The following is a 14414-nucleotide window of genomic DNA, read 5'->3' on the forward strand; positions in this document are numbered from 1 at the left end:
CGAGGGCCGCCGTCTTGGTTCGTCACGGGTCTCGAGGCTCACGCCCCGAAGATCTCGGGCTCACGCCTTGAGGATCGAGAGGCCGGCGTAGCGCGCGGCGTCGCCGAGCTGTTCCTCGATGCGGAGCAGCTGGTTGTACTTGGCGAGCCGGTCCGAACGGGCGAGCGAGCCGGTCTTGATCTGACCGCAGTTGGTCGCGACCGCGAGATCCGCGATGGTCGAATCCTCGGTCTCGCCCGAGCGATGCGACATCACCGCGGTGTAGCCGGCCTTGTGCGCCATCTCGACCGCCTCGAGCGTCTCGGTCAGCGAGCCGATCTGGTTGACCTTGACCAGGATCGAGTTGGCCGTGCCCGACTTGATGCCCTCGGCCAGACGCTTGGAGTTGGTGACGAAGAGATCGTCGCCGACCAGCTGCACCTTGTCGCCGATCAGATCGGTCAGGTACTTCCAACCCTCCCAGTCGTCCTCGGCCATGCCGTCTTCGATCGAGATGATCGGATAGGCGGCGGCGAGCTTGGCGAGATACTTGGCCTGGGCCTTGGAATCGCGGGTCTTCTTCTCGCCTTCGTAGACGTACTTGCCGTCCTTGAAGAACTCGGTCGAGGCGCAGTCGGCCGCGAGGTACACGTCCTTGCCCGGCGCATAGCCGGCCTTCTCGATCGCCGCCATGACGAAGTCGAGCGCCGCCTCGGCCGACTTCAGGTTCGGCGCGAAGCCGCCCTCGTCGCCGACGTTGGTGTTGTGGCCGGCCTTCTTCAGCTCGCTCTTCAGCGTGTGGAAGATCTCGGCGCCGGCGCGGAGGCCTTCGGCGAAGGTCGGCAGACCCGCCGGCATGATCATGAATTCCTGGAAGTCGATCGGATTGTCGGCATGCACGCCGCCGTTGATGATGTTCATCATCGGAACGGGGAGGACGCGGGCGTTGGGGCCGCCGACGTAGCGATAGAGCGGCAGGCCGGCGGCCTGGGCGGCGGCCTTGGCGACGGCGAGCGAGACACCCAGGATCGCATTGGCGCCGAGACGCGCCTTGTTCGGGGTGCCGTCGAGGGCGATCATGGTCGCGTCGATCTGGATCTGATCCTCGGCGTCGAAGCCCGAGACGGCGTCGAAGATCTCGGTGTTGACGGCTTCGACGGCCTTGAGCACGCCCTTGCCGAGATAGACCGACTTGTCGCCGTCGCGCAGCTCGACCGCCTCGTGGGCACCGGTGGAGGCGCCCGACGGCACCGCGGCGCGGCCGAAGGAGCCGTCTTCCAGAACGACGTCCACCTCGACGGTGGGATTGCCGCGGCTGTCGAGAATCTGGCGGCCGACGATGTCGACGATGGCGGTCATGTGCGTTGCCTCTCCTGATGCGGGATGAACTCGGGTTCGGTCGCTGCTATAGCCGAGCGGAAGCCCCCTTTCCAGCCCGGCAAGAGCCGTATGGAACAGGAACCCCGAGACGAAGGACGGAGCCCGCCATGACCGAATTCGACGCGACCGGCCTGCAACTGGGCAAGGCGAGCGAATGGCCCACCTCGCCCGAGGCCGCCCGGCTCGACCGCGTGCCGAACCCACAGGCCGACACGCGCTATCTCGCCCGCTTCACCGCGCCGGAATTCACTTCGCTCTGCCCGGTGACCGGCCAGCCCGACTTCGCCCATCTCGTCATCGACTACGTGCCGGGCGACTGGCTGGTCGAGTCGAAGTCGCTGAAGCTCTACCTCGCCTCGTTCCGCAACCACGGCGCCTTCCACGAGGACTGCACGGTGGCGATCGGGCGAAAGATCGCCGACCTGATCGCACCGCACTGGCTGCGCATCGGCGGCTACTGGTATCCGCGCGGCGGCATCCCGATCGACGTCTTCTGGGCGACCGGCCCGCAGCCGGCCGACCTGTGGATCCCCGATCAGGGCGTCGCCCCCTACCGCGGACGCGGCTGAGGCGCCGGCCGATCCGGCGCGGGTGGGTGAGACGCCGGCCGTTCGGGCCGGATTTCTCCGCGACCGTCTTTCCCGCCTTGACCGCGCAGCCCTGCCGACTATGGTGCGCGCCCTTTCCCCCCGCAGACGCATCCGTCCGTCGGCTCCGCCGACCGCTCGGCAACGCGTCCGCCCGCCCCTCGAGGAGACCGCCCCATGGCTCGTGCCCGATCCGCCGCCGCGCCGCGCCCCACGCTCGGCCTCGACTTCGGCACCACCAATTCGGTCGCGGCGCTCGCCGATCCCGTCCATCCCGGCCGCGTCGTCCCGGTGACCTTCCCGGACGGCGACGGCGCGCATTCGGTCTTCCGCTCGGCGCTGGACTTCTGGACCGAGGGGAGCCGCGACACGCGGCGCACCCTGGTCGAGGCCGGCCCCTGGGCCATCGCCCATTTCGTCGAGAGCCCGGAGGGCTCGCGCTTCCTGCAGTCGTTCAAGACCTTCGCGGCGAGCCCCTCCTTCCGCTCGACCAGCGTGCACGGCCGCGCCTTCCGCTTCGAGGATCTGCTCTCGACCTTCCTCGAGCGCTTCGCCGACCACGCCGCGCCCGACGTGTCGCCCTTGCCGCGCCGTCTCGTCGTCGGTCGTCCGGTCACCTGGGCCGGCGCCGCGCCCGATCCGCTGCTCGCCCAGGCGCGCTACGACGACGCCTTCCGCGCGGTGGGCTTCGACGAGGTCCACTACGTCCACGAGCCCGTCGCCGCCGCCTTCTGGTTCGCCCGCGGGTTGAAGAAGGACGCCACCGTCCTCGTCGCCGACTTCGGCGGCGGCACGTCGGACTTCTCCATCGTCCGCTTCACCGTCGGCGCCGACGGGGTCCACGCCCACCCGCTCTCCCAGACCGGTGTCGGCGTCGCCGGCGACGGCTTCGACTACCGCATCATCGATCGTGTCGTCAGCCCCCGCCTCGGCAAGGGCAGTCGCTACAAGAGCTTCGGCAAGTGGCTCGACGTGCCGACCCACTATTTCGCCGACTTCGCCCGTTGGAACCGCCTCGCGATCATGAAGACCGGCGAGACCCTGCGCGAACTCGCGCGCCTCGCCGCCGCCGCCGAGGATCCGACCGGGCTCGAGCAGTTGATCGAGGTGATCGAGGAAGATCTCGGCTATCCGCTCTATCGCGCCGTCAACGAGGTCAAGACCGCGCTCTCGCGCGCCGACGAGGCCAAGCTCGTCTTCCGCCACCGCGACATCGCGATCGAGGAGACGGTGCGCCGGGCCGACTTCGAGACCTGGATCGCCGACGACCTGGAGAAGATCCGCGCGTCCTTCGAGGAGGCGATCACCCGCGCCGGCCTCGCCGATCACGAGATCGACCGCGTCTTCCTCACCGGCGGCACCTCCTTCGTGCCGGCCGTCAGGCGCCTCTTCGAGGATCGCTTCGGCGCCGCGCGGATCGAGACCGGCGACCAGCTCCTGTCGATCGCCTATGGCCTCGCCCTGATCGGTGCCGAGGAGGACATCTCGCGCTGGACCGTGCGCGAGACCCCAGCCGCGGCCTGAGGGCAGCGCGGCGGCCCCGTCGTCGGCGAGGCGTCCCCGTGTCTCGACGGCGTCACACCAGTTGGACCAGCTCCACGCCCGGCAGCGCCCGCAGGCTGCCGGCGACCTGGGGCGAGACGCGGTACTTGCCCGAGAGTTTCACCTCGATCTCGCGGGCGCCCTCGTCGAGCATCAGGACGAAGCTCACCTCGCCCTCGCCGCGCCCGATCGCCTCGAGCTGACGCGCGACCCCGTCGACCGGTTTGGCATCACGCAGGAAGAGCCGCAGATTCTGCTGCTCGCGCGCCGCCAGCGCATCGAGCGGCTCGACCTTCTCGATACGGACCGAGATGCCCTCGGCGCGCTCCTCCGCCGCGGCATAGACCACGACCGACTGGCCGGTCTCGAGCAGATCGCGGTACTGCGCCAGACCTTCCGAGAAGATCACCGCCTCGTAGGAGCCGGTCGGATCGGACATGCGGACGATGCCCATCTTGTTGCCGGTCTTGGTCTTTCGCTCCTGACGACTGGTCACCGTGCCGGCGAGGCGGCCGAAGTTGGCGCCGCGCTTCACCGAGGCCTGGAACTCGGCCCACATCTGCACGCGCATCTTCTCGAGCACGCCGCGATATTCGTCGAGCGGGTGGGCGGAGAGGTAGAAGCCGATCGCCGAATGCTCCTTCTGCAGCCGCTCCGCCGTCGTCCACGATCCGGTCGCCGGCAGGCGGATCGGCTCGACCGAGGCGGTGCCGCCGAAGAGCGCGCCCTGCCCCGCGTTCATGTCCTCGCGCACCCGTGCCGCTGCCGCGACGATCGTGTCGAGCGCCTCGGCGACGCGGCCGCGGTCCTTCTCGAGCTCGTCGAAGGCGCCGGCGGCCACCAGGCTCTCGAGCGTCCGCTTGTTGATCTGCTTGGGGTCGATCCGGTGGGCGAAGTCGGAGAGATCCCGGAACGGCCTGTCGCCGCGCGCCGCCACCAGATGCTCGACCGCCTGACCGCCCACCCCCTTCACGGCGGCGAGCGAATAGACGATGGCGCCGTCCTGGACGTCGAAATATTCGCGCGAGCGATTGATCGACGGGGGGATGACCGAAATCCCGAGCCGCATCGCCTCGCGGCGGAAATCCGCCAGCTTGTCGGTGTTGCCCATGTCGAGCGTCATGGTCGCGGCGAGGAACTCGACGGGATAGTTCGCCTTCATCCAGGCGGTGTGATAGGCGACCAGCGCATAGGCGGCGGCGTGGCTCTTGTTGAAGCCGTAGTCGGCGAACTTGGCGAGCAGGTCGAAGATCGTGTCGGCATGCTCCTTCGTCAGCCCCTGTTTCAGGGCGCCGTCGACGAAGCGGATGCGCTGGGTGTCCATCTCCGCCTTGATCTTCTTGCCCATGGCGCGGCGCAGAAGGTCGGCTTCGCCGAGCGAATAGCCGGAGAGGATCTGCGCGATCTGCATCACCTGCTCCTGGTAGACGATGATGCCGAAGGTCTCCTTCAGCACCGGCTCCAGCAGCGGATGCATGTAGTCGGGCTTTTCCTCGCCGCGCTTGCGCGCGCCGTAGACCGGGATGTTGGCCATCGGGCCCGGCCGGTAGAGCGCGACCAGCGCGATGATGTCCTCGAAGCGATCCGGTTCGATGTCGGCGATCGCCTTGCGCATGCCGGTGGATTCCAGCTGGAACACCCCGACCGTCTCGCCCTTGGCCAGGAGCGCGTAGGTCGGTGGATCGTCGAGCGGCAGGGCGGCGAGATCGACGTTCACCCCCTTGCGCTCGATCAGCTTCACGCCGGTCTGCAGCGTCGTCAGCGTCTTCAGGCCGAGGAAGTCGAACTTCACCAGGCCGGCGCTCTCCACCCATTTCATGTTGTACTGGGTGACCGGCATGTCGGAGCGCGGATCGCGGTAGAGCGGCACCAGCCGGTCGAGCGGCCGGTCGCCGATCACCACGCCGGCGGCATGCGTCGAGGCGTGGCGATAGAGACCCTCGAGCTTCAGCGAGATGTCGAGGAGCCGCTCGACGATCGGCTCCTCCGCCCGCGCCTCCTGCAGCTTGGGCTCGCCCTCGAGCGCCTGTTTCAGCGTCACCGGATTGGCCGGGTTCTGCGGCACGAGCTTGCAGAGCCGGTCGACCTGGCCGTAGGGCATCTGCAGCACGCGGCCGACGTCGCGCAGCACGGCGCGCGCCTGCAGCGAACCGAAGGTGATGATCTGGGCGACCTGATCGCGGCCGTATTTCTCCTGGACGTAGCGAATGACCTCTTCGCGGCGGTCCTGGCAGAAGTCGATGTCGAAGTCGGGCATCGACACGCGTTCGGGGTTGAGGAAGCGCTCGAACAGCAGCGCGAAACGCAGGGGATCGAGATCGGTGATGGTGAGGCACCACGCCACCAGCGAGCCTGCGCCCGAACCACGGCCGGGGCCGACCGGAATGCCGTGCGCCTTGGCCCATTTGATGAAGTCCGACACGATCAGGAAGTAGCCGGGGAACTTCATCTTCTCGATGATGCCGAGCTCGAACTCGAGCCGGTCGCGGTAGTCCTGCTCGGTGCGGCCCGGCGCGATGCCGTGGGCGGCGAGGCGGTGGTCGAGACCGGCGGTGGCCTGGGCACGCAGTTCCTTCGCCTCCGCCACCTCGGCGTCGGCGCCCGAGCCGGTGAAGCGCGGCAGCAGCGGCTTGCGCTTCACCGTGCGATAGGCGCAGCGCCGCGCGATCTCGATCGTCGAGGCGAGCGCTTCGGGCAGATCGGCGAAGAGCTTCACCATCTCGGCGCGCGACTTGAAATAGTGCTCGGGCGTCAGCCGGCGGCGGTCCTCCTCGGCGATGACGCGGCCCTCGGCGATGGCGATCAGCGCGTCGTGGGCCTCGAAGTCGTCGCGGACGGCGAAGAACGGCTCGTTGGTGGCGACCAGCGGCAGACCGAGGTCGTAGGCGATGTCGATCAGCACCGGTTCGGCGAGCTTCTCCTCCTCGAGGCCGTGGCGCTGGATCTCGACGTAGAGCCGATCGCCGAAGATCTTCGCGAGCGTCTCCACCCGCTTGCGGGCGAGATCGGTGCGGCCGCCGACGATCGCCCGGTCGATCGGGCCGGTCGGACCGCCGGTCAGCACGATCAGGCCCTCGTGGAACTCGGCGAGATCGTCGGGCTCGACATGCGGCGGCTCGGCGCCCTCGGTGCCGGTATAGGAGCGTGAGACGAGGCGGACGAGGTTTTCCCAGCCGCGTTCGTCGCGGGCGATGAAGACGAGGCTCGGCAGGCGCTCGTGCATCACCGGGCGGCGGCCGGGCTCGGCGGTCTGGTCGACGAAATCGACGGCGATCTGGCAGGCGGCGATCGGCTGGATGCCCTTGTCGGTCGCCTTTTCGGAGAACTCCAGCGCGCCGAAGAGATTGCCGGTGTCGCAGAGCCCCATCGCCGGCTGATGGTCGGCCTTGGCGAGATCGAGCAGCCTGCCGAGCGGCATCGCGCCTTCGAGCAGCGAATAGGCCGAATGGCAGCGCAGATGCACGAAGCCGACGCCGGCCTTCCCGCCCTCGCTCGCCGTTGCCTCGGCCATGACACCCTCCTCGCGACGACTCGCCCGCATCCGAAGCGCTCAAACTAGCGCCGGGCGGAAGCGGATCAAACCACGGATCGGTCCGCGACCCCGCGCGACGGAAGGATCATCCCCGTTATCCCGCGCCGACGGGCGTCGGACCGATCTCGCCCACGGGCTCGGCCCACCTCGCGGCCTCGCCGTCCTCACGCGCCCCCGTCTCACGTCGCCGTCACACACCGTCGCGTGCGACGTCCTAGCCCGCCACGCGCCCTTTCGCGCAGCGAAGGTTCGTGATATGTTCTCAGTAGAAGGCGGCCCTGCCGATCGCCTCGCCCCACATGGCGATCATGGCGACGAAGGACACGACGGCGCCCAGCGAAAAGGCATCCCGAGCGAGACCACGAACAGCGTTTCCCATGTCCATCTCCTCCGCTTTCATCCACCGGATATCCACAAGTATGTTCGTGTTTTGTTCCATCGTCAAGAGGTGATTTTCGAGAGGAATGGCGGGGCGACCCACGCCGGGGGCCGGCGACGGGATGCAGGCCCGACGACGTGGCGTCGGCGTCGATGACGGGATACCGGGTTCGACGACGGTCACCGCCGGTGGCTGGCACCGGACCCGGCACGCGGACTTCGGACCGGGCGATGCCGACACAGGGACTCTGCGATGAGACCCCGCATCGGGCGACGGTGCACCGGCCTCGGCGACGAGACCTCGGACCGAGCGTCGGGCGCCGGACCGGGCAGTGCGAGCCTCCGGGCTCGGCAAGCCAGGCGCGGCGACTGTGGTAGATCTCGGCCGGGCGGGACCATCGAACGCGTCGCGGCGGCTCGACGGCAGGGTGTGCGGCGGTCGCTCGGGCGCTTGCGAAGCGGGCGCGTTCGGCGCCGCGCGGATCGGAAGACGCCGTCGGTGTCGGCGGCGGTCGAGCGGGCCACGCCGGCGCGGCGTGAGATCGACGCCTCGGAGATCGGGCGCCGTCGTCGCCGGCGCGGGCGGGTGTAGGCCGCGGAGAGATCGACGACGGTCGGCGCGACGACACGGGGTGCCGTCGGCCGCGCTGCAGCGGCGGGGGGCCACGGCAGGGTCGGAACGGGTGGACTCGAGCGCAAGAGGTGGCCATGACGCGCAGGCTTCAGCAGTGGGCGGTCACCGAGCAGGCCTTCCTCCGACGCGAGATCGAGGAATACCGGGCGGGCGCCACGCTGCGATCGCCGAGCGGCGAGGACATCACCGCGACGAAGCTCGACGAGCTCGTCATTCGGCTCGAACATGCGACGATCGTCGTCGAAGACCTCGAGAACGACGGGAAGCCTCGGGTTCCGTGAGGCGCAGGTTGCGCTCGGCGGCGAGACACTCCCCTCACCCACCCCGCAACATCGCCACGCCGGTGACGACCACGGCCACGGCGGCGAGATGGATCCAACCGAGGCGTTCGCGGAAGAGCACGCGGCCGAGGATCAGCGCGAAGACGATCGACGTCTCGCGCAGCGCCGCCACCAGCGCCACCGGGGCCTGCGTCATCGCCCAGACGGCGACGCCGTAGGAGACCATCGACGCCATGCCGCCGAGAAGGCCGATCGCCGCCCTGCCCTTCAGTGCGGTGAGCAGGATCGCCGGCCGCGTCGCGAGGCTCCAGCCGACCAGCGGCAGGGCGGCGAGGGCCGCGCCCCACAGCGCATAGGCGATCGGCGAGCCGGAGAGGCGCACGCCCTGGCCGTCGGTGATGGTGTAGCCGGCGATGAAGAGTGCATTCAGAAGCGCCAGCGCGATGCCGCCGAAGCTGCCGCGACCGCGCCCGGCGAAGACCAGACCGCCGATGCCGGCGCCGACCATCACGACGCCGATCCAGCCGGCGGTCGAGGGCACCTCGCCGAAGACACCGACGCCGGCGATCGCCACGATCACCGGGGCGGCGCCGCGCATCAGCGGATAGGCGACGGTCAGGTCGACGAGGCGATAGGCGCCCGCCATCAGCGCGAAATAGACCACCTGCAACACCGCGGAGGCCGCGAGCCAGGGCCAGGCGGCGGGCGCCGGCGGCGGCAGGAAGGGCGCGACGACGAGGCCGAGGAGACCCGAACCGGTGGCGACCAGGACGGTGGTCGTGGCCTTGTCCTGCGCGCTCTTGACGAGGGCGTTCCAGCCGGCATGGACGGCGGCGGCGGCGAGGACGGCGAGAAAGACGAAGAGGCTCATCGCCCTTCGTCACCTCGTTTGCCGGCAAAGACAAGGGGTCAGGCGGCGTCTTCCGTACCGGCCAGATCGTCGTCGTCGAACTCGAGATGCGGGCGCACCATCGAGGCGGCGAGGTCGACGAAGAGGTCGGCCGGGAGCGCGGGGGCGAAGACATACCCTTGCGCCGAGGTCACGCCCTTGGCGCGCAGGCGCTCGAGCTGTTCCTGGGTCTCGACGCCCTCGGCGACGACGCCCATGTCGAGCGAGTTGGCGAGTTCGACCAGCACGTCGACGATGGTCGAGGCGCCGAGATCGGCGCCCATGGCGTCGACGAACATCTTGTCGATCTTCACGATGTCGATGCCGAGCTGCTGGATGTAGGCGAGGCCGCCGTGGCCGGTGCCGGTGTCGTCGAGGGCGACGCGGCAGCCGAGCGAATGCATCTCGGCGATGATGCGGCGGGCCTGCGGCACGTCGCGCAGCGGATAGCGCTCGGTCACCTCGAAGACCAGCTGATCGTAGGCGATCGGCCCGTCGCCGAAGATCGCCTCGATGTCCTCGATGATCTGGTGATCGTCGAAATGACCGGCGAAGAGGTTGATCGACAGCTTGAGATCGGGGTTGGCGGAATAGAAGGCGCCGAGGGCGGCCAGCGACTTGCGCATCAGCTGGCGCGTCATCTCGAAGACGTGGCCGGAGCTCTCGACATAGGGCATGAAGGCGCCGGGCGAGACGGTGGTGCCGTCCGGCCGGATCCAGCGTGCCAGCATCTCGCAGCCCTCGATGCGGCCGGTGTCGATGTTCATCACCGGCTGGAAATAGGGCTCGAACTCGGCGCGGCCGAGCGCCACCGCGATCTCGTCGTCGACTTCCGACGTCGGCTTGCGGAAGAGCCAGAGCGAGAAGCCGATCAGCACCACGGTCGAGGCGATCGAACCGATCGCCAGCGTCGCCTCGAGCGGACGGACGAGTTCCGCCACGCCCGCGCGCGAGACCTCGACGCGGACGGTGAGCGGGAAATAGTCGGAGCGCGCCTCCGCCACCATCGCCTCGCCCTGGTCGGTACGACCTCCCCAGGCGGCCCAGACGCCGCCGCCGAGTTCCACCGTCACCGAGCGGGAGCCGCGGAGATAGGCGGCGCCGCCGTCGAGGTCGAGCATCGAGGGCGCGATCTCGGCGACGAGATGGACACCGACCGACGTGCGCCAGGCGACGACGACCGTCCCCTTGGCGGCATCCGGCACGACCTCGGAGTCGAGCACGGCGAGCGTCACGGCGCGGGCGGGATCGGGGCGGAAGAGCGCGGCGCCGCGGCGACGGGCGGGGGGCGGGTCGAAACACATCGGCAGGCCGGTGGCGTCGACGATGCCGATGCGGCGAATGTACTGCGAACGCGCAGCCTTCTCGCCGAGCAGGGCGAGATCTTCCGGCCGGCAGGTCGACAGCCCGGCGCGATCGGCCTCGCGCAGCACCGAGATCGCCTCGGCGGTCACGACTTCGGCGCGCTCGAGCTGGCGGGCGGCGACGGCGGAGATCTCGTCGCGGCCGAAGCGCTCGGCATGGGTCGTCAGCACCCAGTGACCGAGCACGAAGGGCGCGACACCGATGATCACGGCAATACCGACTGCCGAGAGAAGAAGAAGGCCGCGACTGGTCACCGTTCGATCCGATCCCCGTTCGCCGCCGAGTTTGGACGCACGTGGTAAACAGGGACTGAACGCAGCCGACGGAACGGCCGGAAGGCGCCGAATTCCGGGCGTTTACGACGCTCGGCTCGATTGCTTTCGCACGCGATGCGGTCCACCCTCGGCCGAATCGCAATTCCGCCACACGGCACGGGCACTCGATCGCGCGCGCCGCATTCTGTCGTTCGTTCATTCGCTCTCTTTCAACGAGGCCTGGCCATGTCCACTCCCCGTCGTTCCCTTCGCCTCTTCGCGGCCTCGCTGGTGATCGGCGTCTCGCTGCCCCTCGCCGCGCCGGCACTCGCCCAGAGCACCCGCGACAAGATCATCGAGATGACGACGCAGTCGCTGAAGGCGAGCGGCGCCAAGGAGGTCGTCTTCGGCAAGGTCGAGGGCGACGACGCCCGCTTCGTCGTCTCCGACACCCGCGTCGCCTCCGAGGTCGAAGGCAAGAAGACGACGATGAGCGTCGCCAAGACCACCTGGACCGGCGCGGTTCCGTCCGCAGACGGCGGCTACGACGCCGCCGAGATCGCCGCCGAGGGCGTGCGCATCGAGGGCGACGACGCCAGGATCGCGGCCGAGAAACTGGTGCTCACCAACTACCACGGCGTCGCGCCGGCCAAGGTCGTGCCGGGCAAGATCACCGGCGAGCGGGTCGAGAAGGCCGTCGCCACGGGCCTCGTCGTCGACACCGAGGACGGCAAGAAGGTGCCGATCGCCTCGGTCTCCTTCGCCGCCTCCGACTATGTCGGCGACACGCCGCGCAAGGCCGCCTTCGACCTCAAGGGCATCGAGGTGACGCTCGACCCGAAGGATCCCGACCTCGCACCCGCTCGTGCGCTCGGCTACGAGAAGCTGTCGATCGACGCGGGCTTCGAGGGGACCTGGGACGACAAGACCGGCCGTCTCGACATCGCCCGCATCACGGTGGGCGCGGCGCAGGCCGGCGAGCTCCGTCTCTCCGGCGTGATCGGCGGCCTGACGCCGGCGACCGTCGACGCGCTGAAGAAGGCCGACGGCGACAACGCCAAGGAGATGGAGATCCTCCAGGGCCTGACCGTCGAGAAGTTGACGCTGCGCTGGAACGACGGCTCGCTCGCCACCCGCGTGCTCGACATGCAGGCCAAGGAGCAGGGCACCGATTCCAAGACCTACGCCAAGCAGCTCAAGCTGCTGATCCCGGCCGTGCTGTCGATGATGGGCAACAAGGACTTCGAGAAGAAGGTGGCCGCCGCCGCCGGCACCTTCCTCGACACGCCGAAGTCGCTGACCATCGCCGCCAAGCCGGCGACGCCGGTCTCCTTCGGCCAGATCATGGGCACCGCCATGGCGGCGCCGCAGGCTCTGCCGAACGTGCTCGCCGCCGAGGTCTCCGCCAACGATTGAGCGGACGACGACCGATCGTCACGGGGGGCGGCGAAGAGCCGCCCCTTTTTCGCGGTTTTCCGCCGTTTCGACGGTCGGGCCGCGGGGCGGACGGCACGGTGGTGTTTACGCCGGGCGCCAAATCGACTAGGTTCCGCCACCGACGCAACGACAGGGTCCGACGCAGTTCCCCGAAAGGGAGGCGCGGCCGTTTGCCAGAGCGAGAGCCCCGAGAGCGCATGAGCCGACAGCCTGCCACTTCGGACAAGGGAATTCGCTCGATCTTCGCGACCGCGCTCGACATCCCGCCGCCCGAGGCGCCGGGGGTCTTGGTGCGCCTGCGCGACGCGATCGGGCATGTCCACGTCGGTCACGCGCTGGCCGGCGGGACGCTCGGCGCCGGTGCGGCGGTCGCCGGTTTCGTGCTGCTGGCGCTGTCGGCGCCGCGCTCCGTCTCCGCCGACACGACCGCCTTCCGCGAAGAGATCCCGATCGCCACGATCGCCAAGGGCGACCGCATGCCGATCTTCGGCCGACGCTTCGCCGCCTCCGCGACCGCCTCGGCGACCGAGATCGATCTCGGCGTGCCGCCGTCGCAAGGGTTCTCCGGCTCGGCCATGGCCTATGCCGCGCTGCCGCTCTCCGGAGCCTCGCGCAGCGCGCGGGACGCCATCGAGGCCAACGTCGGTTCGGGCGCGCAATATGCCTCGCTCGGCCAGCAGACGCTGATGGTACCGGGCGCCGCCGCTGCGGCCGCCGACGTCAACGAGGGCGAGGACGACGAGGGCGACGAACAGGTCGTCGCGATCCCGCGCGCCCGGCCGCCGCATCAGGAAGTGGCGGCACCGCCGATACCGCGGGCGCGGCCGCACTACGCCTCCGTCGCGCCGCTGTCGATCACCGGCAACGCGCCCGAGCAGCAGGCCGAGGAAGACGAGACCCCGCCCGGGATCGCCGAGCGGATGGAGCCGCAGCACGGCGAGCCCAAGGCCGCCCTCGGCTTCTTCTCGAGCCCGACCGACCCGGTCAAGGCGCCGCCGCGGCTCAAAGTCGACACGCCCTTCGGCATTCCCTACGTGCTGCAGACGGCCTCGGTCGAGACCGCCTGTCTCAAGCCCGAGATGATCGAGCTGCTGCACAAGATCGAGACGAAATACGGCCAGAAGGTCGTGATCACCTCCGCCGCGCGCGATCGCGGCCGTCGCGGCTCGATGCACCGCATGTGCGCCGCCGCCGACATCATCGTGCCCGGTGTCTCGGCCGAGAAGCTCGCGGCCTATGCCCGCACCATTCCCGGCATCGGCGGCGTCGGCACCTACTGCCACTCCGAGCTCGTTCACGTCGACACCGGCACGCCGCGCGACTGGAAATACGGCTGCGGCTCGTTCTTCGCGATGCGCGGCGCGCCGGGCAAGTGGGGCAAGGTCCCGGCCGCGCTCGCCGCCTCCCAGCCGGCCGGCGACGCCAAGATCGACATGAGCCAGATGGCGGACTGAGGTCCGCGTCGTCTCAGCTCTCGCCGCGCCCGTTCCGCCGCCGACGCACGACCCGTCCGCGCACGACCGTGGGGCGCGAGACGGCGCGCATCCACAGGCCGATCAGCATCAGCCCGGCACCGACCCCGGTCACCATCTTCGCCGCCGAACTCGGACCGACGACCAGCCAGGCATCGTCCGGATCGGCCGGGTTCACCGCGACGCTCGCCCGCGAGCCGATCGGGTGGGCGGAGCCGAGATCCCGTGACTTCTGCGAGTTCTGCAGCCCGAGATCGCCACGCTCGACGCCGTGGGCGATGTGCTCGGCACCGTCGATCGTGTAGCGGAAGCTCACGGCATAGGCGGCGAACTCGCTGCGCGGGCCGCCGGCGACGACACCGATCGAGGGGGTGCCGCTCGACGAGCGGTCGGTGCGCACCGTGACGTCGGAGGAGACGATCTCCGCCTCGATGCGCGGCCATTTCAGCGTCTCGAAGCCGCGCCAGAGGCCGCGTCCGCCGATCGCGCCGAGCACGGCGCCGAGGCAGACGAGGAAGATCCAGAGACTGGTTCGCTTCGGCGGGCGATCGTCGTTCGCCGCCGCATTCACGATGCGATTTCGGTCCTCGGCGCCCGTCATGACCCCTCTCCTCGCCCGATCGGGTGATGATGAGGCCGACCGCGTCGCCGCGCGAGGCGTCTTTCGTCGCGGGAGACGAAAAA

The 14414-nt window shown here is 69.5% G+C and carries 10 protein-coding genes; 5 read left to right on the plus strand and 5 right to left on the minus strand.

Going from position 1 to position 14414, the window contains the following annotated elements; all coding sequences use genetic code 11:
• Positions 1-60: 60 nt before the first annotated feature.
• Positions 61-1338 (minus strand): phosphopyruvate hydratase, encoded by a 1278-nt coding sequence (eno, locus tag ACT541_RS11615; RefSeq protein WP_476137003.1) that lies wholly within the window; start codon positions 1336-1338, stop codon positions 61-63.
• 128 nt (positions 1339-1466) lie between these two features.
• On the opposite strand from eno, the gene queF reads away from it, so the two are divergent.
• Together queF and ACT541_RS11625 are read left to right on the plus strand one after the other, a co-directional pair.
• Positions 1467-1928 carry a preQ(1) synthase gene (gene queF / locus ACT541_RS11620; RefSeq protein WP_476137005.1) on the plus strand — a complete coding sequence of 154 codons (462 nt, stop codon included), beginning with the start codon at positions 1467-1469 and terminating at the stop codon, positions 1926-1928.
• Positions 1929-2123: 195 nt separating this feature from the next.
• Entirely contained in the window at positions 2124-3470 is a 1347-nt protein-coding gene (locus ACT541_RS11625; protein WP_476137007.1) for an Hsp70 family protein, read from the plus strand.
• Positions 3471-3522: 52 nt separating this feature from the next.
• Here ACT541_RS11625 and dnaE read toward each other — a convergent pair whose 3' ends face one another.
• On the minus strand, positions 3523-6999 hold the full coding sequence (gene dnaE, locus ACT541_RS11630) for a DNA polymerase III subunit alpha (RefSeq protein ID WP_476137009.1): 3477 nt from the start codon (positions 6997-6999) through the stop codon (positions 3523-3525).
• Positions 7000-8106: 1107 nt separating this feature from the next.
• Between dnaE and ACT541_RS11635 the strand changes: the two genes are divergently transcribed.
• The gene (locus ACT541_RS11635; protein ID WP_476137011.1) at positions 8107-8313 is read left to right on the plus strand and encodes a hypothetical protein; all 207 of its coding nucleotides are present in this window, start codon (positions 8107-8109) and stop codon (positions 8311-8313) included.
• Between the two features lie 34 nt (positions 8314-8347).
• On the opposite strand, the gene ACT541_RS11640 is transcribed toward ACT541_RS11635, so the two are convergent.
• Positions 8348-9184, minus strand: a complete 837-nt coding sequence (locus ACT541_RS11640; RefSeq protein ID WP_476137013.1) for an EamA family transporter — start codon at positions 9182-9184, stop codon at positions 8348-8350.
• Positions 9185-9222: 38 nt separating this feature from the next.
• Positions 9223-10776, minus strand: coding sequence for an EAL domain-containing protein (locus ACT541_RS11645; protein ID WP_476137015.1), 1554 nt, complete (start codon positions 10774-10776; stop codon positions 9223-9225).
• Positions 10777-11067: 291 nt separating this feature from the next.
• On the opposite strand from ACT541_RS11645, the gene ACT541_RS11650 reads away from it, so the two are divergent.
• Together ACT541_RS11650 and ACT541_RS11655 are read left to right on the plus strand one after the other, a co-directional pair.
• Entirely contained in the window at positions 11068-12237 is a 1170-nt protein-coding gene (locus ACT541_RS11650) for a hypothetical protein (protein WP_476137017.1), read from the plus strand.
• 218 nt (positions 12238-12455) lie between these two features.
• A complete protein-coding gene (locus ACT541_RS11655) occupies positions 12456-13712 on the plus strand; it encodes a YcbK family protein (protein ID WP_476137019.1) in 1257 nt (418 codons plus the stop codon).
• 13 nt (positions 13713-13725) lie between these two features.
• On the opposite strand, the gene ACT541_RS11660 is transcribed toward ACT541_RS11655, so the two are convergent.
• On the minus strand, positions 13726-14331 hold the full coding sequence (locus ACT541_RS11660; RefSeq protein WP_476137021.1) for a DUF3592 domain-containing protein: 606 nt from the start codon (positions 14329-14331) through the stop codon (positions 13726-13728).
• Positions 14332-14414 lie beyond the last annotated feature (83 nt).

It is taken from the genome of Pinisolibacter sp. DMC100, assembly GCF_056313705.1.

Coding starts and splice junctions, on each gene's coding strand:
- ACT541_RS11635 (WP_476137011.1), top strand. CDS start 8,107: ATGACGCGCAGGCTTCAGCAGTGGGCGGTCACCGAGCAGGCCTTCCTC.
- ACT541_RS11640 (WP_476137013.1), bottom strand. CDS start 9,184: ATGAGCCTCTTCGTCTTTCTCGCCGTCCTCGCCGCCGCCGCCGTCCAT.
- ACT541_RS11625 (WP_476137007.1), top strand. CDS start 2,124: ATGGCTCGTGCCCGATCCGCCGCCGCGCCGCGCCCCACGCTCGGCCTC.
- ACT541_RS11655 (WP_476137019.1), top strand. CDS start 12,456: ATGAGCCGACAGCCTGCCACTTCGGACAAGGGAATTCGCTCGATCTTC.
- queF (WP_476137005.1), top strand. CDS start 1,467: ATGACCGAATTCGACGCGACCGGCCTGCAACTGGGCAAGGCGAGCGAA.
- ACT541_RS11650 (WP_476137017.1), top strand. CDS start 11,068: ATGTCCACTCCCCGTCGTTCCCTTCGCCTCTTCGCGGCCTCGCTGGTG.
- ACT541_RS11660 (WP_476137021.1), bottom strand. CDS start 14,331: ATGACGGGCGCCGAGGACCGAAATCGCATCGTGAATGCGGCGGCGAAC.
- dnaE (WP_476137009.1), bottom strand. CDS start 6,999: ATGGCCGAGGCAACGGCGAGCGAGGGCGGGAAGGCCGGCGTCGGCTTC.
- eno (WP_476137003.1), bottom strand. CDS start 1,338: ATGACCGCCATCGTCGACATCGTCGGCCGCCAGATTCTCGACAGCCGC.